This is a genomic window from Thiocapsa bogorovii, assembly GCF_021228795.1.
Classification (GTDB): Bacteria; Pseudomonadota; Gammaproteobacteria; order Chromatiales; family Chromatiaceae; genus Thiocapsa; species Thiocapsa bogorovii.
Genome location: NZ_CP089309.1, coordinates 5051908 through 5077538, shown reverse-complemented (window position 1 = coordinate 5077538; position 25631 = coordinate 5051908). Strand labels below are relative to the sequence as shown.

General features: G+C 61.9%; 20 protein-coding genes, 2 tRNA genes and 1 pseudogene. 4 read left to right on the top strand and 19 right to left on the bottom strand.

Annotation, left to right across the window (positions count from 1 at the left end):
• Positions 1-233 precede the first annotated feature (233 nt).
• A complete protein-coding gene (recD2, locus tag LT988_RS22625) occupies positions 234-2417 on the top strand; it encodes an SF1B family DNA helicase RecD2 (protein ID WP_232407763.1) in 2184 nt (727 codons plus the stop codon).
• Between the two features lie 397 nt (positions 2418-2814).
• Here recD2 and LT988_RS22620 read toward each other — a convergent pair whose 3' ends face one another.
• The 7 genes and pseudogenes from LT988_RS22620 to LT988_RS22590 all read right to left on the bottom strand — a co-directional run.
• Positions 2815-3279 (bottom strand): type II toxin-antitoxin system death-on-curing family toxin, encoded by a 465-nt coding sequence (locus LT988_RS22620; protein WP_232407762.1) that lies wholly within the window; start codon positions 3277-3279, stop codon positions 2815-2817.
• On the bottom strand, positions 3276-4301 hold the full coding sequence (locus LT988_RS22615; RefSeq protein ID WP_232407761.1) for a DNA-binding protein: 1026 nt from the start codon (positions 4299-4301) through the stop codon (positions 3276-3278). Before LT988_RS22615 ends, LT988_RS22620 begins: the two co-directional genes overlap by 4 nt.
• Before the next feature lie 22 nt (positions 4302-4323).
• Positions 4324-5556 (bottom strand): restriction endonuclease subunit S, encoded by a 1233-nt coding sequence (locus LT988_RS22610; protein ID WP_232407760.1) that lies wholly within the window; start codon positions 5554-5556, stop codon positions 4324-4326.
• Positions 5557-5559: 3 nt separating this feature from the next.
• Positions 5560-7044 carry a class I SAM-dependent DNA methyltransferase gene (locus tag LT988_RS22605; protein ID WP_232407759.1) on the bottom strand — a complete coding sequence of 495 codons (1485 nt, stop codon included), beginning with the start codon at positions 7042-7044 and terminating at the stop codon, positions 5560-5562.
• A 3-nt stretch (positions 7045-7047) separates the two neighbouring features.
• Positions 7048-8826 carry an AAA family ATPase gene (locus tag LT988_RS22600; RefSeq protein WP_232407758.1) on the bottom strand — a complete coding sequence of 593 codons (1779 nt, stop codon included), beginning with the start codon at positions 8824-8826 and terminating at the stop codon, positions 7048-7050.
• A gap of 3 nt (positions 8827-8829) precedes the next feature.
• Positions 8830-11166: an EcoAI/FtnUII family type I restriction enzme subunit R gene (gene hsdR / locus LT988_RS22595; RefSeq protein ID WP_232407757.1), complete on the bottom strand. Its 2337-nt coding sequence runs from the start codon at positions 11164-11166 to the stop codon at positions 8830-8832.
• A 525-nt stretch (positions 11167-11691) separates the two neighbouring features.
• Positions 11692-12051: pseudogene (locus LT988_RS22590) on the bottom strand (type I restriction-modification system subunit M N-terminal domain-containing protein); the annotation flags it as partial.
• Between the two features lie 175 nt (positions 12052-12226).
• On the opposite strand from LT988_RS22590, the gene LT988_RS22585 reads away from it, so the two are divergent.
• Positions 12227-13768 (top strand): transposase, encoded by a 1542-nt coding sequence (locus LT988_RS22585; RefSeq protein ID WP_232407756.1) that lies wholly within the window; start codon positions 12227-12229, stop codon positions 13766-13768.
• A gap of 181 nt (positions 13769-13949) precedes the next feature.
• On the opposite strand, the gene LT988_RS22580 is transcribed toward LT988_RS22585, so the two are convergent.
• The 10 genes from LT988_RS22580 to LT988_RS22535 all read right to left on the bottom strand — a co-directional run bounded on the left by LT988_RS22580 (position 13950) and on the right by LT988_RS22535 (position 21813).
• A tRNA-Pro gene (locus LT988_RS22580) sits at positions 13950-14026 on the bottom strand.
• Positions 14027-14063: 37 nt separating this feature from the next.
• Positions 14064-14438, bottom strand: a complete 375-nt coding sequence (locus LT988_RS22575; protein WP_232407755.1) for a MerR family transcriptional regulator — start codon at positions 14436-14438, stop codon at positions 14064-14066.
• Complete coding sequence (gene ihfA, locus LT988_RS22570) at positions 14419-14718, bottom strand: integration host factor subunit alpha (RefSeq protein WP_007194180.1); 300 nt, start codon at positions 14716-14718, stop codon at positions 14419-14421. Before ihfA ends, LT988_RS22575 begins: the two co-directional genes overlap by 20 nt.
• Before the next feature lie 4 nt (positions 14719-14722).
• Positions 14723-17101, bottom strand: coding sequence for a phenylalanine--tRNA ligase subunit beta (gene pheT, locus LT988_RS22565; protein ID WP_232407754.1), 2379 nt, complete (start codon positions 17099-17101; stop codon positions 14723-14725).
• Positions 17102-17213: 112 nt separating this feature from the next.
• Complete coding sequence (pheS, locus tag LT988_RS22560; protein ID WP_232407753.1) at positions 17214-18245, bottom strand: phenylalanine--tRNA ligase subunit alpha; 1032 nt, start codon at positions 18243-18245, stop codon at positions 17214-17216.
• 116 nt (positions 18246-18361) lie between these two features.
• Complete coding sequence (rplT, locus tag LT988_RS22555) at positions 18362-18718, bottom strand: 50S ribosomal protein L20 (protein WP_007194183.1); 357 nt, start codon at positions 18716-18718, stop codon at positions 18362-18364.
• Positions 18719-18754: 36 nt separating this feature from the next.
• On the bottom strand, positions 18755-18952 hold the full coding sequence (gene rpmI / locus LT988_RS22550) for a 50S ribosomal protein L35 (protein WP_007194184.1): 198 nt from the start codon (positions 18950-18952) through the stop codon (positions 18755-18757).
• A gap of 149 nt (positions 18953-19101) precedes the next feature.
• Positions 19102-19635, bottom strand: coding sequence for a translation initiation factor IF-3 (gene infC / locus LT988_RS22545; protein WP_040731927.1), 534 nt, complete (start codon positions 19633-19635; stop codon positions 19102-19104).
• A gap of 58 nt (positions 19636-19693) precedes the next feature.
• Positions 19694-21613, bottom strand: a complete 1920-nt coding sequence (gene thrS / locus LT988_RS22540) for a threonine--tRNA ligase (protein ID WP_232407752.1) — start codon at positions 21611-21613, stop codon at positions 19694-19696.
• Positions 21614-21736: 123 nt separating this feature from the next.
• A tRNA-Val gene (locus LT988_RS22535) sits at positions 21737-21813 on the bottom strand.
• A 335-nt stretch (positions 21814-22148) separates the two neighbouring features.
• Here LT988_RS22535 and LT988_RS22530 point away from each other — a divergent pair.
• Together LT988_RS22530 and LT988_RS22525 are read left to right on the top strand one after the other, a co-directional pair.
• Entirely contained in the window at positions 22149-23672 is a 1524-nt protein-coding gene (locus tag LT988_RS22530) for a fumarate hydratase (RefSeq protein WP_232407751.1), read from the top strand.
• Complete coding sequence (locus LT988_RS22525; protein ID WP_232407750.1) at positions 23672-24685, top strand: YhdH/YhfP family quinone oxidoreductase; 1014 nt, start codon at positions 23672-23674, stop codon at positions 24683-24685. Before LT988_RS22530 ends, LT988_RS22525 begins: the two co-directional genes overlap by 1 nt.
• A 191-nt stretch (positions 24686-24876) precedes the next feature.
• On the opposite strand, the gene LT988_RS22520 is transcribed toward LT988_RS22525, so the two are convergent.
• A complete protein-coding gene (locus LT988_RS22520; RefSeq protein ID WP_232407749.1) occupies positions 24877-25116 on the bottom strand; it encodes an acetyltransferase in 240 nt (79 codons plus the stop codon).
• A 110-nt stretch (positions 25117-25226) separates the two neighbouring features.
• Positions 25227-25469 carry a BolA family protein gene (locus LT988_RS22515; RefSeq protein ID WP_232407748.1) on the bottom strand — a complete coding sequence of 81 codons (243 nt, stop codon included), beginning with the start codon at positions 25467-25469 and terminating at the stop codon, positions 25227-25229.
• Positions 25470-25631 lie beyond the last annotated feature (162 nt).

The following is a 25631-nucleotide window of genomic DNA, read 5'->3' as shown; positions in this document are numbered from 1 at the left end:
GCGCCGAGGAATTCGTGCAGGTGAGAATCGAGTACCGTCGCGGTCAAGAGAGGCCGCGGTCGAGGCCCGAGATGGAATCGCTTCGCTCCGGTACTTATACGGACTGATCGCTACCGGCTCAAGAGCGGGGTGGACCGAGAGGGCAAACGCCGCCGGCAACAAGTGGTACCGCCGCCGTCGCGAACGGATGTATACCCTGCTCACTTGAGCGCTTCCTTTGAGAGTCGGGACACGTGACCTCGCCGCCTGCATCGCCCGCCCCGACCGAACCGCTCAGCGGTGCCGTCGAGCGCGTTACCTACCACAGCCCCGAGAGCGGCTTCTGCGTGCTGCGGGTGCAGGTGCGCGGTCAGCGGGATCTGGTCACCCTGATCGGCTCCGCGGCCAGCGTATCCCCCGGCGAGCATCTCGAAGCCGAGGGGCATTGGGTCAACGACCGCCAGCACGGGCTGCAGTACAAGGCGACCAATCTGCGGATCGTCCCGCCGCGCAGCCTGGAGGGGATCGAGCGCTACCTCGGCTCGGGGATGGTCAAGGGCATCGGACCGCATTTTGCCCGCACCCTGGTTGCGGCCTTCGGCGAAGACGTCTTCACCGTCATCGAGGAGACCCCGGAGCGGTTGCTCGCACTGCCGGGGATCGGACCCAAACGCCAACAGCGGGTAACCTCGGCGTGGGCCGAGCAGAAGGTGATCCGCGAGATCATGGTGTTTCTGCAGTCCCACGGGATCGGCACGGCGCGCGCGGTGCGCATCTACAAGACCTACGGGGACGCCGCGGTCGAGAAGGTCCGCGAGAATCCCTATCGCCTGGCACTCGATATTTGGGGCATCGGCTTCAAAACCGCCGATGCGATCGCCGAGCGCCTCGGCATCGCGCGCGATGCGCCGATTCGGGCGCAGGCGGGGGTGCGGCATGTGCTCCAGGAGCTCTCCACCGAAGGCCACTGCGCCGCTTGGCGGGATGACCTGAGTACCCAGGCCGCGCGCCTGCTGGAGATCCCCGCCCCGATCATCGCGGCGGCGATCGAGTCCGAGCTGGCCGATGAGCGCCTGGTCGCCGAGACGATCGCCGAGCGCCCGGCCTTATTCCTCGCGCCCCTGCAGCGTGCCGAGCGCGGGGTCGCCGGTCATCTGCGCCGGCTCGCGCAGGATCCGCCGCCTTGGGGTCCGATCGACGCCGAGAAGGCCCTGCCCTGGGTCGAGACACGCACCGGGCAGGTGCTCTCGGCCTCCCAGCGCGCCGCGGTCGCGACAGTGCTCGAGGCGAAGGTCGCCATCATCACGGGCGGTCCGGGCGTGGGCAAGACCACGGTGGTCAACAGCCTGCTGCGGATCCTCGCGGCCAAGGGTGTGGATGTCCTCTTGTGCGCCCCGACCGGGCGCGCGGCCAAGCGGCTCTCCGAGTCGACCGGGCGGGAGGCCAAGACCATCCACCGGCTGCTCGAGTTCGACCCGCAGGTGATGGGATTCAAACGCGATGCCGAGCATCCGCTGGAGGCGGATCTGGTGGTGGTCGACGAGACCTCGATGGTCGACATCGTGCTGATGAACCAATTGCTGCGCGCCGTGCCGAGCTTTGCGGCGCTGCTCCTGGTCGGGGATGTCGATCAGCTCCCCTCGGTCGGACCCGGCGCGGTGCTCGCCGACTTGATCGCCTCCGCCACCCTGCCGACCCTGCGCCTGACCGAGATCTTTCGCCAGGCCGCCGCCTCGCGGATCATCGTCAACGCCCACCGCATCAATGCCGGATACCAACCCGAAGCAGCGGCCGCGGACGGCCCAGACAGCGACTTTCATCTGATCCGGGTCGATACCCCGGAGGCGATTCATGACCGGCTCCTGCGGGTGGTGACCGAGCGCATCCCGGCGCGCTTCGGCCTGGATCCGGTGCGCGATATCCAGGTGCTGACCCCGATGAACCGCGGCGGTCTCGGGGCGCGTGCGCTCAACGTTGCCCTGCAGGCGGCGCTGAATCCCGATGCCCAGCCGCGCATCGAGCGCTTCGGTTGGACCTATGCCCCGGGCGACAAGGTCATCCAGTTGGTGAACGACTACGACAAGGAGGTCTTCAACGGCGACATCGGACGGATCCGCACGATCGATCTCGACGAAGGGATCCTGACCATCGACTTCGACGGGCGCCCCGTCGCCTACGAGACCGGCGAGCTCGACGCCCTCGCACTCGCCTACGCCACCAGCGTGCACAAGGCCCAGGGCTCGGAGTACCCGGCCGTGGTCATCCCGCTGGCGACCCAGCATTACACCCTGCTGCAGCGCAACCTGCTCTACACCGCGGTGACCCGCGGCAAGCGGCTGGTGGTTCTGATCGCCCAGCCCAAGGCGCTCGCCACGGCGGTGAAGCAGACCGGGGCCGGGCGGTTGACGCGGTTGCGGGAGCGGTTGGTGGAGGGGTGAGGTTGACGATCGGGGCGGCGGCACGCGGCCAACAGACAAAACCGTTCGTGCGGCATTGGATAGGATGTCGGATCGAAAAGCTTGGGCTCTTCCCCCTGGGTGCGGCGTGCACGAACTCGGTCCCCGCCGCCTTGCCCTCCCTGACCGCACGTGCACCTAACAGTTCTTGAGTCGCCGGCAAGCGCTATGCCCATCTCGCGCCGGCGCACACCGACGGGGAAGACACGAATCGAGTCAGTGGGCGTGCGGTGGAAGATCCGCATTCGCCGCCAATGGCGGGGCTGAATGTCGTGCGTCGAGCCTGCCGTTTGCCACCCGGAAGCGCTAACGTACAACCTGGCGATGCGCTTGCTGCGTTGTTTGCGCGCGACTTGACGGGAGATACAGGCTCGTCCAATCAGTTCGATCGCCCATCGTCGGGATCGACGGAAATCGCGTTCAGAATTTTCAGCTTCAGGGATTCGGCTTCGAGTTCGTCATCCAAGACAGCGGCGATGATCTCGCCCAGTAGGTCCTTGTCGATCCGACCGGCGGCAACGTGGTAGCTGATGTTCTCCATCTCCCGGATGAAGCGGTCGGAGCAGTAGAGATACCCGTTGAACAGCAACATCTGGGCGCAGAGGGTGATGGCGACGCGCTTGTTGCCGTCTTGGAAGCTGTGAAATTTGCAGGCGCCGAAGAAGAGGTGGGTGAGCTTGTCGGCGAAGGTGGGATAGTAGTCGTCGTTCTGAATGTGCGTGAGCACGCTATCCAGTTTGCCGAGATCCAGGTGCCCCATGGCGCCGCCGCCACTCACTTCCACCGTCTTGCGGTGCACCTCGACGGCTTGCTCCAGGGTCAGGTAGATGACCGAGGTGCTCATTCACGCTCCTTGAGGCGCTTCATCACATCCTTGGCCTCTTCCAGGCGCTCGGCGAGTTCCTTGCTCTTCTCGCCCAGGAAGCGTTCGAACTCGTCCCGCTGCAGCGGCGTCACATACTCTTCGAGCTGTTTGTGCAAGGCGTCGCGGAAGGCTAGGTCGCGGCTGGCCATCTTGTTGCGCGCCCGTTCGATCAGCGGCGTCCAGTGGGGCAGCTTCTCGAATCGCTCGAAGATGGCGTCCACTTCCCAGGCTGACAGCGGATGTCCTTTCGTTTCCGCCTCCTCCCGGATCATGGCGCCGATGCCACATTCATACGAGGCCACCAGATCTAGAATCTCCGAGTAGAAGGTGTCCCGAACCTTGTCCTTTTCATGCAGCTTCAGGACCTTGCGGTAGGCCTGCGCCTTCTCGCGGAAGATGCTGACGTAGATCTTGTCGGTGTAGAGGGGATACTTGAAGTTGCCGAGCGCCACGTAATCGCGCAGGGCGTCGGTGAACTGCTTCCGATAGCTCTCTTCCTGGAACCAGGCGTGCACGAAGTCCTCGTCGCGCTGGTTGATGTACTTGGTGCCCCCGCCGGTGCGCTGGTTGATGGTATCGATGACGATGTCCAGGATCGCCTGGCGCAGCAGCCGTGCCCGCTCGCTCTCCACCATCAACATCGCCAGGTTGAGGAAGGCGCGGAAGTCGAAGATCCCCAGTTGAGGACTCTTGGCGATGTTCCCGAAATCTGTTTCGGGAACATCCTGCGCCTGCAGGGCTAACTTGAATTCTTTCAGCCGCTTACCCTTGAGTACCTCGTAGCCGTTGCGCGAGAGTTCCTCCTCGAACTGGGCCAGGTAATTCTCCACCGTCCGCACGGTCACCTCAAAGAAGGCGGCCACCTGCTCCTTGAGCACCACACTGCGCCCCTCGAAGGCGATCCCCCGGATCTGGGCGGCCTTCTCGATCTCTTGCAGCGCATAGGGGTTGTTGAGGATGTTCTGGCGCTGGGTGGCAGAGTTGGTCAGGTCCTGGCTCATGGCGTGGCTCCGGCTTGGGCCGTCATAGCTGACCGCGGAAGGCGGCGTCGAGCAGGGAAGACTTGAGGGCGGCCAGTTGGTCGAGGCGTTCCTTGGTTTCGGCTTCGAGAGCGCGGGTGTGTTCGGAAAGGAGGTCGAGACTACTGACGATACGGCGCTGCTCTCTCAAGGCTGGTAAAGGAACTTCAATTTTCGACAAACGAGTGAGCGCCAATTTCGGCTGCGCTACAATTTTCGTGGCGAGGCCCGCTTGCTCTAAGAAATCATTAGAAAGAGTAAAGTAATAGACGAATCGAACATCAATATTCCCCTGCTTCTTGAACACAATTTTCGCCGCGTTTTCAGTCAAATTAGCTCCATCAAGCTCCTCCGGGACAACACCGGTTTTTCCAATTGTTCCAGCGATACTGATATACAAATCCTTGATACTTATCGTGTAATTCTTGATGTACTTATAGGTCTCATCACTGATGTATTTCAGCCCGGACAACTCTATTGTTCCATCATCCCGAAAGTCAGCGACCCTGATATATGGGTGTGCTGTTGAGTCATCTTGAAACGTCGCCCCCTTAGGTAGCCGTTTACCTCCTTTAACGTAGGCAATGTCACCAATTTGGAAGCGAACGTCTAAGGCAGCAAATTCTCGATCCAACGCACTCGCAAAAAGCGCTTTGGAGAGTTTGAGGGTTTCCTGGAGGTAGGTGATGGCGGCGTCGATGCGGGTGAAGAGCGCGTCGAGCTTGGCGACGATGCGTTCTTGTTCGTTGAGGGGCGGGAGGGGGATTTTTGTGTTTTTAATATCTGTGAGAGAGATATTTTGCAATGCTCCCCCGCGCTTTTTATTTTTTGTTTCGTTCAACACCTCGGAACGAAGCGCATATAGAAGAAATTCAGGGATAGCATCCGACTCATACCCCCGTATCAGAGCCAATGCCTGATTCGTGTTTGCGGGGAGTATAGCGGCATCAACTAACGCACTTGTTCCAATAGAACCGGCGATGGAAAAAAGGAGGTCTCCTTCTTGTAACTGCGATCGCTTCAAAAACTGATGGGCCTCTTCAGTTATAAAGCTAGAAATACTATCTGCATCAATTTTCCCGTCAGTAATGTTTTCGATCTTTACGAAGTTGATGCCAGAACTCTGAAACTTATGCCCATAGCTGGTAGGTGTAGAACCTTTTGTTACCAGCGAGGCAATCTCCCCAATAGGCTTGGTTATCCACTCCTCCGGCAATTCATACAACTGCTGCTCCATCGCCTACCGCTCCCCCAGCAGTTCGTCGATCTCGCCCAGCAGGTTGGTCACCGCCGTCTCCTTCTCCTGAATCAGCTCCAGGATCTTGCGCGGTGGCAGGTGCTCCACGTCGTTCTTCTTAGCCGGGTTCTCGGCGGAGAGGTCGTAGTCTTCCTTCAGCTTGTCCACCGGCATGGTCCAGGAGCGGTCGGTGGTGCTGCGCTTGGCATAAAGCTCGACGAACTCGGCCAGGTAGGCGTCGGTGAGGGGCTTGTTCTTAGTGAGCTTCTGCTCCGGCTCGCACTCGTAGAACCAGATCTTGGTGGTGCCGCCGCGGCGCTCGAAGAAGAGGACGTTGGTCTTGACCCCCGAATAGGGCAGAAACACCCCGGCGGGCAGGCTGAGAATGGTGTGCAGGTTGAAGTGCTCCAACAGCTCCTGTTTCACCTGGGCGAAAGCGGTGTTGGTTTGGAACAGCACGCCCTCGGGCACGACGATGGCGGCCTTGCCTCCGATCCTGAGCGACTTCATGAAGTGCTGCAGAAAGAGCAACTCGGTGGCGTTGCTTTGGATGGGGAAATTCTGCTGGATCTGGGCCTTTTCCTTGCCGCCGAAGGGCGGGTTGGCGAGGATGATGTCGTAGCGGTCCTTCTCCTGGATGTCGCGGATGTTCTGGGTCAGGGTGTTCTGGCGGTAGAGGTTGGGCGACTCGATGCCGTGCAGGATCATGTTCATCATGCCCATGACATAGGCCAGCGTGGTCTTCTCGTAGCCGTAGAAGGTCTGCTGCTGGATCTGGTCCCACTGGCTGGTGCTGAGCTTGGCCCGCCTCGCCTTGAGATGCTCGAAGGCCTGGATGAGAAAGCCGCAGGAACCGGCGGCGGCGTCGTAGACGGTCTGGCCCGGTTGGGGATCGATGACCTTGACGATGGCGCGGATCAGCGGGCGCGGTGTGTAGAACTCCCCAGCATAACCGCCGGCATCGCCCATGTTTTGCAGCAGCCCCTCGTAGACCTGGGACAGCTCGAACAGCTCGCTCTCGGACTGGAAGTTGAGGCCGTCGATGATGTCCAGCACCTCCCGCAACGTGTGACCGGAGGCGATCTTGTTGTCCAGGTATTCGAAGATGGCGCCGATCTTGTAGCGGAAAGAGTTGGGGTCGGCGCCGACGGTCGAGCCGGCTGTGTTGCGGAAGGCCTTGAGATAGGGGAACAGCTCGCCGTTGACGTACTCACGCAGGTCATCGCCGGTGCGCGCCCGTTGGATATCCGGTCTGCCGTCGGTGGTCTTGGGGCAGGCCCAGCTGCCCCAGCGGTGCCGCTCGTCCAGCACGGGGGTGTAGTCGACGCCGGAGAGAATGGCCTCGTCCGCCTTCGCTGCCTCGTAGTCGTCGAGGAACTTGAGGAACAGGATCCAGGAGGTCTGCTCGGTGTAGTGCATGGCCCCGGAGATGCCGTCATCCCGGCGCAGGATGTCGGTGATGCGGTCGATTTTTTGCTGGAGCGACATGGGCTAAGAGAGCTTCCCAACGATGAAGTTGTACATGTTTTCGATGTCTTCGCTGATCTCTTGGGGTGGGATCAGGTCGATGTAGGCTTGGAGCTTCAGCGGGCACAGGCCATCAGGACCGTTGATCAACGGATTGATGGTGTCCTTGACGGCGAGACGGCGGATGCCGCCGTTGTCGCCGGGGTCGTTGGCGGCCAGATGGTCGGCCTGGGCCAGCCCGGGGCCATTGATCTCGCACAGCTTGCCATGGTGATCCAGCGCCGTATGGGAGAGGAGGTAGTTCTTGATCTCGCGGCGTTTCCAAGCGAGGAGATGAACTGAAACATTCCTCCCCTGGGGCCAGTGGATGCCGTTGATCTGCTCCCGATATTGCTGTCCCCGGACCTTTACGCCGGACTGCGGATCTATATCAAGGGTGGCTTCGTCCCGGTCGCAGATCAGAAATACCTGGGTTGTCGCCAGGTCACACTCCACCTTGCTCAAGCTCTCCGTCCACTGGATTTTTGCTTTGCCGAAAGACTCGTTTTCGTTGGCATAGCTCGATGATTTCTTGAAAGCGTAGACGCTATTCAATCGTGAAGTATCCAGCCCTTTGCGCGCGGCAAGGCGCAGAAAGATGTCCCAATCGTTGTAGTCGTCGAGCAGCGCCATGTGCTGGATCTTGGCGCAGACCTCGTACTCCACCGAGGTGGCACGGGAGAGGATGCTAAGTCGATCGATCAACTGTTTGAGCTTGTCGTCGTCGCGAATGCGCCCCTTCTCGACCACCTTGATGGCGTGAAACTCGTTGGCCGTGATCGAGTCGAGCAGATGAGTTGTGGTGACTGTTTTACCCCTGATCTGTTTCAGGATTTTCCAAAGGCGGTCGATGTTCTTGTAGTGCAGATGGGAGTCGGCTTCGTCCAACAGAAACAGGGTGTTCTCGCCATCGAACAGGTCGATGAGTGCGTAGAGAAAGAGAAGCTGGTATTCGCCGTCACTGAGCTGGTCCAGTTCAAGGCCGTCACGCAATTGGAGCTTCAAGTCGCCCCGTTCTATGAAGTAGTTGTTGTCTGCGGCTTGGGTGAAGAAGCTGACGGTGGGGTCGACTTCGATCTGCTGCGCCGGATCTTCCTCATCCTCGTCATCCTCAGGACGCGCGGACACGTAGGATGCGGTCAGCAGCTTCGCTGCGGTCAATTCGACGGTACGTTTGCGCAGGGCGGATTCGAAATCGTAGTGCGGATCGACATTGCTTTCGATGAAGCTGGCCAGGGATCGGAAGTATGGGGTACTGCGTAAGGTGTCTGTTTCGCCTCGCTCCTCAGCCTTCAAGGCCGCTTGAACGCGCTCGGCGTAGCCTTTGTCCACTTTGAACTTCATTGTGAGGCGGGAGCTGGTGTCGTCGGAGCTGGTCTGGGTCACCTGCTGCTCTTGTACATAGTCGTTTTCGCGCAGGAACTCTCGGACCTTTCCGCTGGAGTGAAGGCAGGTTGCGAGAAAGATCAGCAATTTCGACCAGGACTTGTCAAAGTAGAAGCACGCCAAGTTCAACGAGCGGCCCGCGCGTCGCTCCTGGCTCAAGTATTGGCTGAAGCGCTGGGAGAAGTTCTCGTTCTGGCCCGAGGAGAAGCAGACCACCCGGAGGGCTTCGAAACCCGTACCCGCTAGCTTGGTATCGAAGATGCTCTGCAAGATGCACGATTTGCCTGAGCCGTTCGCGCCGATCAGGGTGGCGATCTTGTCGAAGCTCAGGGTCTGCGGTGCGTTGTGCAGCGGATTGGGGGCGAGGGTCAGATCCATGATCTAGGCACAGTGGTAGAGCTGGTGTTGCAGTTGGCGGAAGGCTGCGAGCACATTGGCGGGGCTGCCACCGAAGGCACGGGAGGCGTCACGGGTGGTGCCGAGACTGGACATCTTGATCAGGCCGGGCATGCGGTCGCGGGCAAGCTCGGCGACGCCGGTCTCTTCATAGCGATTCAGGACGAAGTGCAGGAAGTCGCGGGCCGGTTGCTGCTCGAACTGGTCGAAGAAGGCGCTGTTGGCGCGGGTGGCCTGCACCCTCGCCCTGCGGGTCGCCATGGGCTGCTCGAAGGCTAGGAAGGCCAGCAGGTCGAACAGGTCGCTCTGCTCGGCGGCGAACATGCGGCGCAGGGTGGCGAGCTGTTCGGCATCGAAACCGGCCTGGCCGAGTTGCTGCAGCAGGGCCTCGCGCCGGTCGGGGTCGGACCAGGTCTCGCGCAGATCCTCGGCCGAGGAGAAAAGGCCCGGCAACTTGACCATGAGACGCTCGACGAACTGTTGAGCGGACAGCGGTCGTCCATTCTCGTCGATATAGCGGATCTCCACGTCGATGACCTTGAGCTCGCGGGCGGCACTGAGGCGAACCGTGAGCTTCTCCACTGGCTCAACATCCTCCGCCTCGCCTTCTCCACCGGCCTGCCTGGATTCGTGCTCTTGCTTATCGCCATAGGGTGGCGGAGGCGGCTCGTTCGCGTCGATGACCGGCGGCGTGTCCACGTCGAGGGGATCGCCGTCCCAATCCTTGTCATAGAAGCGGTTGGTGGCACCGCGAAAATCGACGATGGTGAAGTAGTCCTTGCCTTCGAAGACGCGGGTGCCGCGCCCGACGATCTGCTTGAACTCGACCATGGAGCCGATGGCGCGATCCAGCACGATGTTGCGGACGTTTCGGGCATCGACACCAGTGGTGAGCATCTGGGACGACGTGAGTATGGTGGGGATATCCCGGTCGTTGTTCTGGAAGCGCTCCAGCAGGTCTCGGCCCGGTTTGCCCTCGTCGCTGGTGACGCGTACGCAGTAGTGCGGATCGGCCACCGCTTTGTGCTTGTTGATCATGTCCCGCATGGTCAGGGCATGGTTCTGATTGGTGCAGAAGACGATGGTCTTCTCCAGGGGGTTGATGTTCGTCAGGATGGCACGGGCAACCAGCTCGGTGCGCTGGTCGGCGACGATCTTGTTGTCGAAATCGTTGGTGTCGTACATATCCTGGGTGGACTCGCCCTTGAGGATTTCGTCGTCGGCGGTCAAGACCAACTCGTCGAGATTGGTGCGGATTCGCTTGACGCGGTAGGGCGTGAGAAAACCGTCGTTAATGCCCTCTTTGAGCGAGTACTCGTAGGCGGGTTGGCCGAAGTAGCTGTAGGTATCGATGTTGTCGGTGCGCTTGGGAGTCGCGGTGAGGCCAAGGTGTACGGCGGGGGCGAAGTGCTCCAGGATGGCACGCCAGGAGCCTTCGTTATTGGCCGCGCCGCGATGACATTCGTCGATGATGATCAGGTCGAAGAAGTCGCTCGGGTATTCCCGGTAGTAGCCGCCGATGTCTTCTCTTTCGGCAATCGCCTGATAGATGGCGAAGAAGATGTGGGCGTTGGTCGGCACCACGCCATTGCGACGTCGGACCTCGTCACCGTCGATCTTGACGAGGTCTTTCTCGTAGGGGTTGAAGGTGTTGATCGCCTGATCGGCGAGGATGTTGCGATCCGCCAGGAAGAGGATGCGTGGGCGACGTGATCCCAGTTGCTGCCGATTCCAACGCGCCTGGAACAGCTTGTGCACGATTTGGAACGCGATAAAGGTCTTGCCGGTGCCGGTCGCCAGCGTCAAAAGCACGCGCTCATCGCCATCGCCGATCGCATCAGTGGCGGCGTGGACGGCCAGTTGCTGGTAATAGCGAGGGCGCATCCCCGCTTCCAGGTAAAACGCGGTATTCCTGAGTGTGCTGGCGAGTTCGGTCGTTGCGTCGGCATACCGCGCAAGCAATTCTGCAGGTGTCGGATAACTGTCCCTGTACGCGCCCTTTCCCGTCTCAAGGTCGAACTCGTAGATCTGCTCGCCATTAGTGGAGTAGAGGAAGCGGACGCCAAGCTTCTTGGCGTAGGCGATTGCCTGCTGAAGTCCTTGGGTCGGGTGGGCGGATGCCTTTTTAGCCTCAATGATCGCGAGGTGGCGATTCTCACTATGCAGGAGGTAGTCGACAAAGCAGCGGCTGCCGCGTTGGTTGCCCGCAAGCTTGCGTCCGTCGGTGAAGTAGTATTCCCGAGTGATTTGACCGCTTCCCCAGCCGGCACCAGCCAGGGCAGGGTCGATGAAGTTGGCGCGGGTATCGGCTTCTGTGGTCATTGTTCTTTCAAACCCCGGCCCATCGCGTTGCTTCTAAACCGACGGCTGGCGGGCACTTCATGCAATCGCATCCGTTACCCCTCTTGGTTACTTGTCGGCTATCGGCTCTTCCATGGGGATACTGCTGCTCTCGCAGTAGTCTCGGATCAACACCTCCACCATGTTGGCGAGGAGCAGTCCTCCCGCTGATCGACCCTGCGTAACGGTTCCTTCCGGGCCGGGGCGATGCGAAATGTCAGTGTACCGGTTTCGGTGGTGGCCTTGGCTCGCCTCCCTCCCAGAAGCTCACTGCAAACGCACTGGAGGGTACTGCACTACCCCATTTAGTCCAAGGAATTGTTTCGGCCTCAACGAGGAAGAGCGAGACGGCTCGCGACTTTTCTCCCATCACCTTTTTCAGCGCACGCCCAACATCCTCCAGTAACGGTATTCTTGAGCAAGCGGACGATATGCAGCAGGTAGGAATAATGGCCCGGCTTTGGCCGGCGGCACGCCGAAGTGGCTGAAGCGCTCGAAGAGATCCTCTAGAGCGATCAGTTTGCTGAGCCGCTCGACCATCTGCTTGCCCGAGCCGAGCTTGAAGGGGTCGTTGAAGTCCGGCATGGCGGAGAGCCGGTTGGCATTGGCCAACGGGGCAATGATCGGCTTGTTGATCTGATCGCCGATGTCGGGCTTGCCCTTGAGCGCGACCATTTCACGGAAGCTCGCGCCCGGGGGGATGACGATCGGGGCGTCGTGAGGCTGGCCGAGGTACTTTTCGCTGACGTACTTAATGAAAGGCAGCACCAGGACGTAGCCCGTGTACTGGCTGGCATCCATACCCCGGCGCAGCTCGTCGCAACTGGACCAGAGGGAGGAATGAAGCTCGGACCTCTTCATGGCCATGAACCGTTTCCTTGCTGCTCGGGAGAAAACGCTGTAGCGAGGGTTCGCAGGCGAGACCACTCTCAGGGTGACCACTCCTCGTGCGCGGTCTCCCGAAACCGTAATCCTAAAAAGAGCAGTTAAACCTTGCCTCGAGTGATCCAAGCCGCTGAAATATCCGCGCAAGGAGGTCCCCATGAGCAACCCGATCCCTCACCCGCAGGGTGAACCCGAAACCACCGCATTGGTACCGCATGCCGGCCCGGTTGCGGTGGACACGTTTGGCGGGCGCGTCCACGTCGAGTGGGATGCGCAGGCGGCGGTCACCCCGCTGGGGCAGCTGCCGTTCTTCACCGAGTTTTTGCGCCTGGGCGGGCGCTTCGATGCCTGGGTCGAGAGCTGCCCGCTGAAGCTGACCAGCCCGAACGCCCCGAGCACGCGCGACGTTCTGGGTACCGCCATCCTGGCGGTGCTGTCCGGGCATCAGCGCTATGCCCACATCAGTGCCCTGCGCGGCGACACCATCAACGCCGCCCTGCTGGGCATGGAGGCGGTGGTCAGCGAGGACTCGGTGCGCCGCAACCTCGGCAAGCTCGATGAAGCCGACGGGGTGGCCTGGTTGCAGAACCACCTGGACGCCTGCGTGGCGCCGGTGCTGGGCGTGCCCTGGATTCTCGATGCCGACGTGACGGTCAAGCCGCTCTACGGGCATCAAGAGGGTGCGCTCAAGGGCTACAACCCGCACAAGCCGGGTCGGCCCTCGCACACCTACCACACCTATTTCATCGCCGGTCTGCGTCTGATCCTGGACGTGGAGGTGCTGGACGGCAACCAAACCGCGTCCAAGTACAGCGCGCCGGGGCTGTGGGAGTTGCTCGCGCGCCTGCCGCGGGCGCACTGGCCGCTGTGCATTCGCGGCGACCGCGATTGGGGCACCCAAGCCAACATGGCACGGGCCGAGCAGGAGGGGATCCCGTATCTGTTCAAGCTGCGCATGACCTCCAAGGTCAAACACACCGTCGAGCGCCTGATGCGCGACGCCGAGTGGCGCGATGCCGGTCAAGGCTGGCAGGGGGCCGAGACGACCCTGCGTCTGTCGGGCTGGAGCCGTGCCCGGCGCGCCGTCGTGCTGCGCCGGCGCATCAAGGCCGACCTGGCCGTCGTCGAGCAGGGTGATCCCGAGCAGCTGCGCCTGAGCTTCGCCGAGTTCACCGACCGGACGATCCTCTACGAGTACGCCGTGCTGGTGACCTCGCTGCCCCATGAGATCCTGAGCGTGGCGCAACTCTATCGCGATCGCGCCGACGCGGAGAATCCCTTCGACGAGCTCAAGAACCATTGGGGCTGGGGCGGCTTCACCACCCGCGACATCAAGCGCTGCCGCTTCATGGCGCGCATCACCGCCTTGACCTACAACTGGTGGAGCCTGTTCGTGCGCCTGGCCGACCCGACACGGCACACCGAGGCGATCACCAGCCGCCCGCTGCTGCTCAGCGCACCGGCACGACTGACCCGTCACGGCGGGCAGACGCGCCTGACCATCAGCCATCCCCATGCCGAAGCCGGGTGGGTGGAGGCGACCTGCCGCGAGATCGCGGCCTTCTTCAACACCCTGCGCCGAACTGCGGAGCAGTTGAGTCCCCTGCAACGCTGGTACCGGCTGCTCTCGCGTGCGCTGGTGAAGTACCTCAACGGCCGCCAATTGCAGCCGCCGGCGGTGTTACCGGCCCCGGCGTAGCCGCCGAACCGCCGGTATGTGTACTCGCCCGCGGGCCGAAAACGCTCCGCGACGGGCGCTAACTGCTCTTTTTAGGGTAATCCGAGGCCAGCCTCGCGGCAAGCACGCCAAGGCTGGTAACTTTACGGTGACCCAAACGAAAACGGCCCAGGTCATCAATGACCTAAGCCGTTATTTTCCTTGGTCGGGGCGAGAGGATTTGAACCTCCGACCACCTGAACCCCATTCAGGTGCGCTACCAGGCTGCGCTACGCCCCGTTAAGACGAGCCATATTAGGTTGTGGTCCCTCTGCTGTCAACGTCGCAGCAACTGAAGGACGTCTTCAAGCTCTACACGCATCTGGCGTAGGATCTGGTGGGTCTGGCTTAGGTCCTGTTTGGCGCCCTCCCCGCTGAGCTGCAGACGGGCGCCTCCGATCGTGAAGCCCTGCTCGTAGAGCAGGTTGCGGATCTGTCGCACCATCAGCACGTCGTGACGCTGATAGTAGCGACGGTTGCCCCGTCGCTTGACCGGTTTGAGCTGAGGGAATTCCTGCTCCCAATACCGCAGCACGTGAGGCTTGACCCCACAGAGCTCGCTCACTTCGCCGATGGTGAAGTATCGCTTTCCCGGAATCGGCGGAAGATCGCCGGGGCCGTTGTCCTCGCCCTTATCGGTCGGTTCCAGCATAGGCCTCCACTCGCTGTTTTAGCTTCTGCCCCGGGCGAAAGGTCACCACGCGCCGCGCCGTGATCGGAATCTCTTCTCCCGTCTTGGGGTTGCGGCCGGGACGTTCCTTCTTTTCGCGCAGATCGAAGTTGCCGAACCCGGAGAGCTTGACCTGCTCGCCACGCTCCAACGCCGCGCGAATCTCCTCGAAGAACATCTCGACGATGTCTTTGGCCTCACGCTTGTTCAGGCCAAGCTCATCGAACAGGTGCTCGGCCATATCGGCCTTGGTCAATGCCATTGGGTCAGTCCCTCAATCTTGCGCCAAATTCCGAAGCGAGGCGGGCTAGGATCCGCCCCACCGTGTCTTCAATGACTCCATCTGTAAGTGTCTGAGAAGAAGCCTGTAAAATCAATCCAAGAGCGAGACTTTTTCTGCCCGATTCAATGTTTTTGCCGGTGTAGAGGTCGAACAGGACCAAATCGCGTAGAAGTTCGGTCTCCGTGTCGCGAATACAGTCCGCGATCTGCCCGTAAGTCACTGCCGCGTCGACGATGATCGCAATGTCTCGGCGAATACTCGGGAAGCGCGAGATGGACGCGTGCTTAGGCAGTGCGCCGACGCTCAGGGGCGCGACGTCCAGCTCGAACAGATAGGCATCGCCCATGATGTCGAGCTGTGCGGCCAGACTCGGATGAAGCATTCCGAGCAGACCGATGCCTCGCCCGTCACAGACCACCCTCGCGGTCTGACCGGGGTGCAGCGCCGGATGCGTGCCGGGAACGAAGTTGAAGCGCCCCGGTGCGCCGGTCAGTGACAGCAGGGCCTCGACATCGGCCTTCAGATCGAAGAAGTCCGCCGCGCGGCTCGGCAAACCCCACTGTTCCGGATCCGGGCTCCCGGTGATGAGACCCGCGAGACCCTGCGTCTGGGTCAGATCGTCCGCGCCGACTCGAAAGCGTAGACCGGACTCGAAGATGCGCACCCGCTCCTGTTGCCGCGCCTGATTGTAGCGCGCGGTCTGGATCAAGCCGGGCCAGAGGCTGGTCCGCATGGTGGAGAGCTCGGCGCTCAGCGGATTCGCAAGACGCAGAACCTCCTGCTTGGGGTCGACCAACGCTTGAATCTCGGGACTCACGAAGCTGTAGGTGATGACCTCGTGGAAACCGCGATCGACCAGCGCGAGACGGGCGCGATCCAGATCGAAATCCGTCTCCGGGGTCGCACCCGTCACGGATGCCGAGCTCGCGTGACTCACCGGGATTCGATCGTAACCGTAGATGCGTCCGATATCGGCGATCAGGTCGACCTCTTGAACCAGGTCGAAGCGGGCACTCGGCGGCGTGACCAGCCACCCTTCGGCGGTCGCCTCCGTGTTCAGATCCAGACGCGTCAGAATATCGAGGATGGTGTCGTCGGGAAGCGCGAGTCCGAGCACCTGAGCGACACGCGACCGACGGAGCGTCAGCATCCGAGGCTCGGGTAGCTCGGTCTGCGATACCGCCTCGATCACGGGGCCCGGCTCACCTCCGACGATCGCGATCAACAGACGGGTCGCACGCTCGATCGCGCGGACTTGGAGTTGGGGATCGACCCCGCGCTCGAACCGATGCGACGAATCCGTATGCAGGCCGTAAGACCGCGCCTTGCCGCTGAGGGCAAGCGGCGCGAAGAAGGCGCTTTCGAGCAGCACGTCGCGGGTTTCGGAACCGACCGCGGTCCCGGACCCGCCCATAATCCCGGCCAATGCGACGGCACGTCCGGCATCGGCGATCACCAGGGTGTCCGCGCGCAGTGTTGCTTCCTCGCCGTTGAGCAGGGCGAGACGCTCGCCCTCCACCGCCATGCGCACGCAAATCTCGCCGTCCAGCTTGGCGAGATCGAAGCCGTGCATCGGCTGGCCCAGCTCGAGCAGGACATAGTTGGTCACGTCGACCACCGGGCTGATGGCCCGGATCCCGCCGCGACGCAGGCGCTCCTGCATCCACCAGGGCGTGGTCGCGCTCGGATCGATGTTGCGGATGACTCGGCAAACGTAGCGCGGGCAGGCAGCCGGGGCCTGGAGGTGGACCGGTAGAGACCGGTCATGCAGAGGCGCGACCGGCTGGATCGCGGGTGTGGCGAGCGGCGCACGGTTGATCACGGCGACCTCGCGCGCAAGCCCGGCAATGCCGAGACAGTCGCCGCGATCCGGGGTCAGATCGACCTCGATACAGTGATCGTCGAGTGCCATCCAGTCGCGGATGTCTTCGCCCACAGGCGCATCTGCCGGCAGGGCCAGGATGCCCTCGGAGGTCTCGGCAAGACCGAGCTCCTTGGCCGAGCAGATCATGCCGTAGGACTCGACACCCCGCAACTTAGCCTTCTTGATCTTGAAGTCGCCGGGCAGCACGGCTCCGACGGTCGCGACCGGGACCTTCATGCCTTCGGCGACGTTGGCCGCCCCGCAGATAATCTGGAGAAACGCATCCTCGCCGAGATCGACCCGGCAGATCCGCAGCTTCTCGGCGTCTGGATGGGGTGCGACGGACTGCACCCAGCCGATCCGCACACCGCTGAAGGCCGGAGCCGCGGGTTCGACCGCATCGACCTCGAGGCCGGCCATGCTGAGCTGGTCGGCCAATTGTCGGGTGTCGACCGGAGGGTTCACCCACTCCCTCAACCACGCCTCGCTGAATCGCATCTGCTGCTGCCCTGTACTCTGGTGTCATCCCGCCACAAGGGATGAGGATCGATAGGATTACCGCCGGACAAGGACCATTCCCGAGTGCTTGCCGGCTCTTTTTAAGCCGAGATCATGAGAATTGGCGCAGGTATCTCAGATCGTTCTCGAAATTCAAGCGAATGTCGTCGATTCCGTAACGCAGCATCGCCAGGCGCTCTACCCCCATGCCGAAGGCGTATCCCAGATAGCGATCGGGGTCGATACCGACGTGCCGAAAGACCTCGGGATAGACCATGCCGCAACCGAGCACCTCAAGCCATCCGGTCTGCTTACAGACCCGACACCCGCTGCCGCCGCAGATGACACACTGGATGTCGACCTCGGCCGAAGGCTCTGTAAAGGGAAAATAAGACGGCCTGAAACGCAGCTCCAGGTCGCGCTCGAAGAAATTCCGCAAGAAATCGTAGAGCACGCCCTTCAGATCGGCGAAGCTCACCTGCTCGTCGACCAGCAGACCCTCGACCTGGTGGAACATGGGCGTATGAGTCAGGTCGGAATCGCAGCGATAAACGCGACCGGGCGCGATGATCTTGAGCGGCGGCGCCTGCTCCTCCATGACCCGGATCTGAACCGGGGAGGTGTGGGTGCGCAGCAGAAGCTCGGCATCGAAATAGAAGGTGTCGTGCATCGCCCTGGCGGGATGATGCTCCGGGATGTTGAGCGCCTCGAAGTTGTGATAGGTGTCCTCGACCTCCGGCCCCTCTGCAACGGCGAACCCCGCGTTGGCGAACAGACGCTCGATGCGCCGCATCGCACGGGTCACGGGGTGCAGCCCACCGGGCCGGCGCCCTCGCCCGGGCAGACTCACGTCGATCCGCTCGGCGGCGAGTCGCGCCGCGAGTGAGGCCTCTTCCAAGACGACCTTGCGCTGGTCGATGGCAACGTGGACCGCAGCCTTGGCCTGGTTGATCTCCTGACCTGCAGCAGGGCGCTCTTCGGCCGGGAGCGTCCCGAGCTGTTTGAGCAGCGCGGTCAACTCACCGCTCTTGCCGAGATAGCGCACGCGCACTTGGTCGAGACTGGCAAGATCGGCGGCCGCCGCGATCGCCTCAAGTGCAGCAGCTTGCAGCGCCGCGAGGCCGAGTCCGGTGTGTTCAGCCATAGTCGGGTCTTCCGGCTGGGTGTCTGATCCGCCGCGAGGTCGTGAAACGAAAAAGGGAAAGACCGGGGCCTTTCCCTCTTGTATCGCCGTAGAACTCGGGCGAGAAAGGAAACGGCTTAGGCCAGTGCGGTCTTCGCTTGCTCGGCCAGCGCTGCAAACGCAACGCTGTCGTGATAGGCGATGTCGGCCAGCACCTTGCGATCAACCTCGACCCCGACCTTCTTCAGCCCGTCGATGAAGCGACTGTAGGAGAGACCGTTCTCGCGCGCGGCAGCATTGATGCGCGCAATCCAGAGCGCACGGAATTGGCGCTTCTTCTGGCGGCGATCACGGTAGGCATATTGACCGGCCTTGATGACGGCCTGCTTGGCGACACGGTAGACCTTACTACGGGCACCGTAGTAACCCTTGGCCTGATCAAGGACCTTTTTATGACGAGCGTGGGCGGTAACACCCCGTTTAACGCGTGGCATTCTTTGACTCCTGGGATTCGTTCAAGCGCAATGTGCTCAGCAGTAGGGGATCATCCGCAGCGCGGCCCGCACATCCGCCTTATGGAGCCGCTTGGGCGCACGCAATTGGCGCTTCCGCTTGGTGCTCTTCTTGGTCAGGATATGACGCCGGTGAGAGGAATTGCATTTGACCGAACCGGAGGCCGTGCGCTTGAAGCGCTTCGCCGCCCCGCGATTTGTTTTCAGCTTGGGCATGGGTTTTTACTCCGCGATTTGCCGAATGATTGTAGTGCGACGCACGTCGAGCCGAGGTTTTTTTGAAGACGGCATCGGCCGCATCGACCGATGGTCGTCTTCTCGAGACACTCAGTATGATTCGCCCGCTGGCTCGACGATACGCGTCGCTATTTCTTTTTGGGGCCCAGCACCATGACCATTTGGCGTCCTTCCATCTGGGGTTGTTGTTCCACGACACTGAGGGCTGCAAGGTCGTTTTCGATCCGCTTCAAAAGCTCCAAACCGAGCTCCCGGTGCGCATGCTCGCGCCCGCGAAATCGCATCGTGACCTTGCCCTTATCCCCTTCGTTGAGGAAACGCGTCAGGCTGCGTAGTTTGACCTGATAGTCTCCTTCGTCCGTTCCAGGACGAAACTTCACTTCCTTGATCTGAACCTGCTTCTGCTTTTTCTTGGCTTCGTTCTTCTTCTTCTTTTGGTCGAAGAGAAATCTGCCGAAGTCCATGAGACGACACACCGGAGGCTCCGACGTCGGAACGATCTCCACGAGATCGAGGCCCGCTTCCGTGGCCATCTCCAATGCCTCGCGCGTATTGACGACTCCGACCTGGTTTCCGTCCGCGCCGATCAGACGCACTTCCGGTACGTTGATCTCCTTGTTGACGCGGTTTCTCTTTGGTGCAGCGATAGCAGGTTCCTCCAAAAGCACTGATAGACACGACGCGCACGACGCTCTCGCGGCCCCTTGATCAGGCCGGGCGTCAGTGGGTCCGGTTCGTGATCTCTTCGCTCAGACGGTCGATAAAGGCATCGAGCTGAAGGATTCCGAGATCCTGGCCCGCACGGTCGCGGACGGCAACGGATCGGGATTCGACCTCCCGATCACCGACGACGAGCAGATAGGGTACTCGTTGCAGGGTGTGCTCGCGGATTTTAAAGCCGATCTTCTCGTTTCTCAAGTCCGTCTCGACCCGGAAGCCCTTGCTGCGCAAGGTCTTAGAGACCTCCTTGACGTACTCCGCCTGCCGATCCGTGATATTCATCACCATTGCTTGGGTCGGCGACAACCAAACCGGCAATTGACCGGCATAGTGTTCGAGCAAGATGCCGATAAACCGCTCCACCGAGCCCAAGATCGCGCGGTGGATCATCACCGGGACCTGCTTGCTGTTGTCCTCGGCGATGTAATGCGCACCCAAGCGCGCGGGCATCGAGAAGTCCACCTGGATGGTGCCGCACTGCCAAGCACGACCGATGCTGTCGTGCAGGGTGAATTCGATCTTGGGGCCATAAAAGGCGCCCTCGCCCGGCTGCACCTTAAACTCGAGACCCTTCGCCGTGAGCGCCTGGTCGAGCGCCGCTTCGGCCTTGTCCCAAAGCGCGTCGCTGCCGACGCGCTTGTCCGGGCGCAACGAGAGGGCCAGATCGATCTCGGTGAAACCGAAGTCGCGGTAGGTCTCGAAAACCATATCGATCAGGGTCGCAACCTCGTCCTGCAGCTGCGCCTCGGTACAGAAGACGTGCGCGTCGTCCTGGGTGAAGCGACGTGCCCGCATCAGACCGTGAAGGGTGCCGGAAGGCTCGTTGCGATGCACGACCCCGAACTCGGCGATGCGCAGCGGCAGATCCCGATGGCTCTTGAGCCCTTGGTTGAAGAGCTGGATGTGACCGGGACAATTCATCGGCTTGATCGCATAGTCGCGATCGTCGAGATGGGTCGTGAACATGCCGCCGGCGAACTTGTCCCAGTGACCGGAGCGCTCCCAGAGAGACCGATCGAGCACCTGCGGGGTCTCGACCTCCTGATAGCCGTATTCGTCGAGCTTCTCGCGCATGTAGCCTTCGGCCAGGCGGTAGATCACCCGCCCCTTGGCGTGCCAAAAGGCCATGCCCGGCGCCTCGTCCTGGAAGTGGAACAGATCGAGCTGCTTTCCGAGCTTGCGATGATCGCGCTTCTCTGCCTCTTCCAAACGATGCAAATAGGCCGCCAACTCCTTCTTGTCGCGCCACGCGGTGCCGTAGATGCGCTGGAGCATGGGGTTGTTCGAATCGCCGCGCCAGTAGGCACCCGCGAGCTTCGTCAGCTTGAACCCGTTGCCCAGTTTGCCGGTGCTCGGCAGATGCGGCCCGCGACAGACATCGAACCAGTCGCCCTGGCGGTAGACGGAAACCGCCTCCCCCTCGGGGATGATGTCCTCGATAATCTCGACCTTATAGTGCTCGCCGAGCTCGGCGAAGGTCCGCTTGGCCTGCTCGCGATCCCAAACCTCGCGCACGATCGGCAGATCGCGTTTCACGATCTCGTGCATGCGTTCCTCGATCGCCTCGAGATCCTCGGGCGTGAAGGGCTCCTCGCGGGCGAAGTCGTAGTAGAAGCCGTTCTCGATCGCGGGACCGATGGTCACCTGAGTGCCCGGATACAGCTCCTGCACCGCTTGAGCCATGACGTGGGCGGCGTCGTGTCGCAGTAGCTCGAGCGCGGTCTCCTCGTCCTTGTTGGTGACGATCGCCAACGCGGCATCCTGCTCGAGGATAAACGACGTATCGACCAAGACGCCGTCGACCCGCCCGGCGAGAGCAGCCTTGGCTAGGCCCGCGCCGATCGAAGCCGCAACATCCCGAACGGAGACAGGGGCATCGAATTGACGCTTGGATCCATCGGGAAGGGTGACAAGAGGCATAGCGAGACCTTAAAGCGTCAGTGGTGATCGATACGAGGGATCACATGAAAAAACCGCCAGCTCCAGCACGGTGCCGCTCGACGTAGATCGGGCGGCTGACGGCCGGAGCTGGCGGCTGATGTTTGGTAGGCGCGATTGGACTCGAACCAACGACCCCCACCATGTCAAGGTGGTGCTCTAACCAGCTGAGCTACGCGCCTGTCGTTGCGAGCCCGGAATAATACAGGCCCCTAAGATTCTTGCCAAGTGCTTTTTCCTCGTCCACGGCTACCCGAGATGGTCGCGGACGTCTAAGGCAGTGCCGGTGCCCTGGCCGAGCGCGGCACCGGTATCGACGAATCGACCTTCCCGGCATGCTGTGGGTGAAGACCCGGCGCGATCCTATCGGAGACCTTCCTCCCGGAGCGCTGCCGAAGCGTCGCATCGCCTCTGCGTCCTACCGAGCGCTTCTGCCTGGTCACCCGGCAGCGCTGCGAACCCTCCGCGAGTGGCTTGTTATACTGCTTGGATATTCTGAACAAGACGCCGCAGACCCATGACCATCATCCGCGAGATCGACTTCGTCCAAAGCATCGCCGACGCGCTCCAATTCATCTCCTACTATCACCCGCGCGACTATATCCAAGCCCTGACTGCGGCTTACGAGATCGAGGAATCGCCCGCAGCAAAGGATGCGATGGCTCAGATCCTCGTCAATTCCCGGATGTGTGCAGAGGGTCACCGCCCGATCTGTCAGGACACCGGCATGGTGGTGGTCTTTCTGAAGATCGGTATGGAGGTCCGCTGGGATGCGTCCGTAGGGATTCAGGAGATGGTCGATGCAGGGGTGCGCCGTGCTTACAGCCATCCCGACAATGTGCTGCGCGCCTCCATGGTCTCGCCCCCCATCGGGGCGCGCAAGAACACCGGGGACAATACACCGGCGGTCGTGCACGTGGAGTTGGTCCCCGGCGATCGGGTCGAGGTGCGTCTGGCGGCCAAAGGCGGCGGCTCCGAGAACAAGGCGAAGTTCGCGGTCTTGAACCCGAGCGAGAACCTGGTCGATTGGGTGCTCAAGACGGTTCCGACCATGGGTGCCGGTTGGTGCCCCCCCGGCATGCTCGGCATCGGGATCGGGGGCTCTGCCGAAAAGGCGATGCTGCTCGCGAAGGAATCCCTGATGGAGCACATCGACGTCCACGAGATCAAGGCGCGCGGACCTGCGGATCCCATCGAAGCACTGCGCCTGGAGCTGCATGAGAAGGTCAACGCGCTCGGCATCGGCGCGCAGGGTCTCGGGGGGCTCACCACGGTATTGGATGTGAAGATCCTGACCTACCCGACCCACGCCGCCTCGCTCCCGGTCGCCATGATCCCCAATTGCGCGGCAACACGACATCTGGAATTCACACTCGACGGCTCCGGCCCGGTTGCGCTCGTCCCGCCGAGCCTGGAGGATTGGCCTCCGATCACCTGGGACGCGGCCGCCGGGGCACGTCGCGTCCAGCTCGACGGCTTGACCCGCGAGGAGATCGCGACCTGGCAACCCGGCGAGCGCCTCCTGCTCTCGGGCAAGCTGCTCACCGGCCGAGATGCTGCACACAAACGCATCGCCGATCTCCTTGATCGGGGCGAGCAACTACCCGAAGGCGTCGACCTCACCAACCGATTCATCTATTACGTCGGCCCCGTCGACCCGGTGCGCGACGAGGTCGTGGGCCCGGCCGGGCCCACGACGGCCACACGGATGGACCCGTTCACCGATCAGCTGCTCGAGCGTACGGGCCTGATCGGGATGATCGGCAAGGCCGAGCGCGGTCCCGCGGCGATCGACGCCATCAAGAAGCACGGCGCGGTCTATCTGATGGCCGTCGGCGGTGCGGCCTTCTTGGTGGCCAAGGCGATCAAGTCGTCTCGACTGATCGCCTTCGAGGATCTTGGAATGGAAGCGATTCGCGAATTCGAGGTGGAAGACATGCCGGTGACCGTCGCCGTCGACAGCCGCGGTGAGTCCGTCCACCGTACCGGACCTGCCAAATGGCGCAACAAAATCGGGCTGATCCCGGTGGAGGTGATCTAGTGGAAAACTATCGGGCATTCCGGATTCATCAGGACGCAGAGGGCCACCGCGCCGGCTTCGAGGCGCTCCCGAAGCAGGCCCCCGAGACGGGCGAGGTCTTGGTTCGTGTCATCCATTCAAGCGTCAATTACAAGGATGCACTCGCCGGCACGGGGCGCGGGAAGATCCTGCGTACCTTCCCGCTGGTCGGCGGGGTCGACGCGGCCGGCATCGTGGAGCAATCCAATGATCCCGCTTACCGGGCAGGTGATGCGGTCGTCGCCACAGGCTGGGGCCTGAGCTTCGACCACGACGGCGGCTATGCAGAGTATCTCCGCGTCCCGGCGACCTGGCTGACACCGATTCCGGTCGGGTTGGACCCGCGCGCGACCATGATCCTGGGCACCGCCGGATTCACCGCGGCGCTCGCCGTGCACCGGATGCAGGTCAACGGTCAGAAACCCGATATGGGTCCGATCCTCGTGACGGGCGCGAGCGGCGGGGTCGGTTCAATCGCGATCGCGATCCTCTCGCGGCTCGGCTACGAGGCGGTCGCGCTCTCGGGGAAACCGGCGCTCGCAGACTGGCTGAAGGCCATCGGCGCCGCGCGCATCATCGGGCGCGATGCTCTGGCCGAGGCGAAGCGGCCCTTGGAAAAAGCCGTCTGGGGCGGCGCGATCGACAATGTCGGCGGCGAGACACTCGCGCAGATCACGCGCACCATGGTCCCGAACGGGAACATCGCCAGCATCGGGCTCGCCGGCGGCCACCAGCTCGAGACCACCGTGATGCCCTTTATCCTGCGCGGGGTGAGCCTGCTCGGCTGCAACTCGGTCGATGTCCCACAGGGGCTGCGCGCGGAGCTGTGGGGCCACCTGGCGAGCGACTGGCGCCCGGCCGACTTGGACCTGCTACTCGGAGAGACCGTCGATCTGGATGGCCTGCCAAGGGTCTTCGAAGAGATACTCGCGGGGAAGACGCACGGGCGGATATTGGTGGAGATCGCACCGGCGTCCGACACGAACGGCGGCTAAGGGCCGGAAGATGGGTCGAGCGAAGCGAAACCCATCCTCCCCGAGCCAACCCCAGTGCGCGCCACAATCAACCGACGGCCTTGATCGTTAGCCCGGCCCGGCCGGACTGGATTCGGGAACCGGCATCGCAAATGCGCGAATGGCGCAAAGAAAACGGCCCGAGCTTGCAACTCGGGCCGGCCTGCCACCGATCAGGATGCCTTCTTGTAGTAGTGGTGGATCTCGTCGTCGCGATAATGGCTGTCGGTCCAGCAGCGCGGCAATGCCTCGTCCGAGATAAACAACAACTCGGTCTTGTCGAACGTCTCCGGCTCTTGGGCCTCCTCACCATAGTGATAGCGCCCGACGACCTTGGCGTGCATCGGATTGAACAGATCCCGCTGACTCAAGACCTCGATCATCTTGCCGGTAGTGCGATGTTTGAGAAACATGGCTTGACCTCCTGCGCAAGGGATTGATCCTTCACCTACAAGTATGACACCGGGGCGACCCTTGGCAAGGTCCGGGCATGCCGTGCCGAGGCGGCAAGTCCGTGTTGTCCTCAGCCGACTTGCTCGGCGGCTTGCGCCGGCGTCAAGGTTTTGATCGACAGCGCGTGCAGTTCCCCGCTTGCGATCTGCGGCTTGACGGTGTCCATCACCAAGCGCTGCTTTTTGATCGGCGTGAGGCCCTCGAAGACCTCGCTGACGACAACGGCGTCGAAATGACTCCCGTCGCCGGAGACCTGGACCTCGGCGCCCGGGATGCCCTGCCGAATGAGTTGTGCGACTGCTTCGATTTCCAACGGTAACTCCTGATAGCCTCGTTCCTATTGACGAACCGGCGAGCAGACGGGTTCGCGCGCTCGCCGCCAAGCTCATTAGATAGTGCTTCGACTGTCACGAGCAAGTTCGAAGAGCCGGCCAAGTGGCATGGATGACGCTCCGCCGGGCTGGCACACGGGCTT

Excerpts from the sequence above, each read along its gene's own strand:
- LT988_RS22615 (WP_232407761.1), bottom strand. The coding sequence starts at position 4,301 with ATGAGCCAGGACCTGACCAACTCTGCCACCCAGCGCCAGAACATCCTC.
- ihfA (WP_007194180.1), bottom strand. The coding sequence starts at position 14,718 with ATGGCATTGACCAAGGCCGATATGGCCGAGCACCTGTTCGATGAGCTT.
- LT988_RS22575 (WP_232407755.1), bottom strand. The coding sequence starts at position 14,438 with ATGCTGGAACCGACCGATAAGGGCGAGGACAACGGCCCCGGCGATCTT.
- thrS (WP_232407752.1), bottom strand. The coding sequence starts at position 21,613 with ATGCCTCTTGTCACCCTTCCCGATGGATCCAAGCGTCAATTCGATGCC.
- pheT (WP_232407754.1), bottom strand. The coding sequence starts at position 17,101 with ATGCGATTCAGCGAGGCGTGGTTGAGGGAGTGGGTGAACCCTCCGGTC.
- LT988_RS22605 (WP_232407759.1), bottom strand. The coding sequence starts at position 7,044 with ATGTCGCTCCAGCAAAAAATCGACCGCATCACCGACATCCTGCGCCGG.
- LT988_RS22610 (WP_232407760.1), bottom strand. The coding sequence starts at position 5,556 with ATGGAGCAGCAGTTGTATGAATTGCCGGAGGAGTGGATAACCAAGCCT.
- LT988_RS22600 (WP_232407758.1), bottom strand. The coding sequence starts at position 8,826 with ATGGATCTGACCCTCGCCCCCAATCCGCTGCACAACGCACCGCAGACC.
- pheS (WP_232407753.1), bottom strand. The coding sequence starts at position 18,245 with ATGGCTGAACACACCGGACTCGGCCTCGCGGCGCTGCAAGCTGCTGCA.
- LT988_RS22585 (WP_232407756.1), top strand. The coding sequence starts at position 12,227 with ATGAGCAACCCGATCCCTCACCCGCAGGGTGAACCCGAAACCACCGCA.
- hsdR (WP_232407757.1), bottom strand. The coding sequence starts at position 11,166 with ATGACCACAGAAGCCGATACCCGCGCCAACTTCATCGACCCTGCCCTG.
- LT988_RS22530 (WP_232407751.1), top strand. The coding sequence starts at position 22,149 with ATGACCATCATCCGCGAGATCGACTTCGTCCAAAGCATCGCCGACGCG.
- LT988_RS22520 (WP_232407749.1), bottom strand. The coding sequence starts at position 25,116 with ATGTTTCTCAAACATCGCACTACCGGCAAGATGATCGAGGTCTTGAGT.
- rplT (WP_007194183.1), bottom strand. The coding sequence starts at position 18,718 with ATGCCACGCGTTAAACGGGGTGTTACCGCCCACGCTCGTCATAAAAAG.
- LT988_RS22620 (WP_232407762.1), bottom strand. The coding sequence starts at position 3,279 with ATGAGCACCTCGGTCATCTACCTGACCCTGGAGCAAGCCGTCGAGGTG.
- rpmI (WP_007194184.1), bottom strand. The coding sequence starts at position 18,952 with ATGCCCAAGCTGAAAACAAATCGCGGGGCGGCGAAGCGCTTCAAGCGC.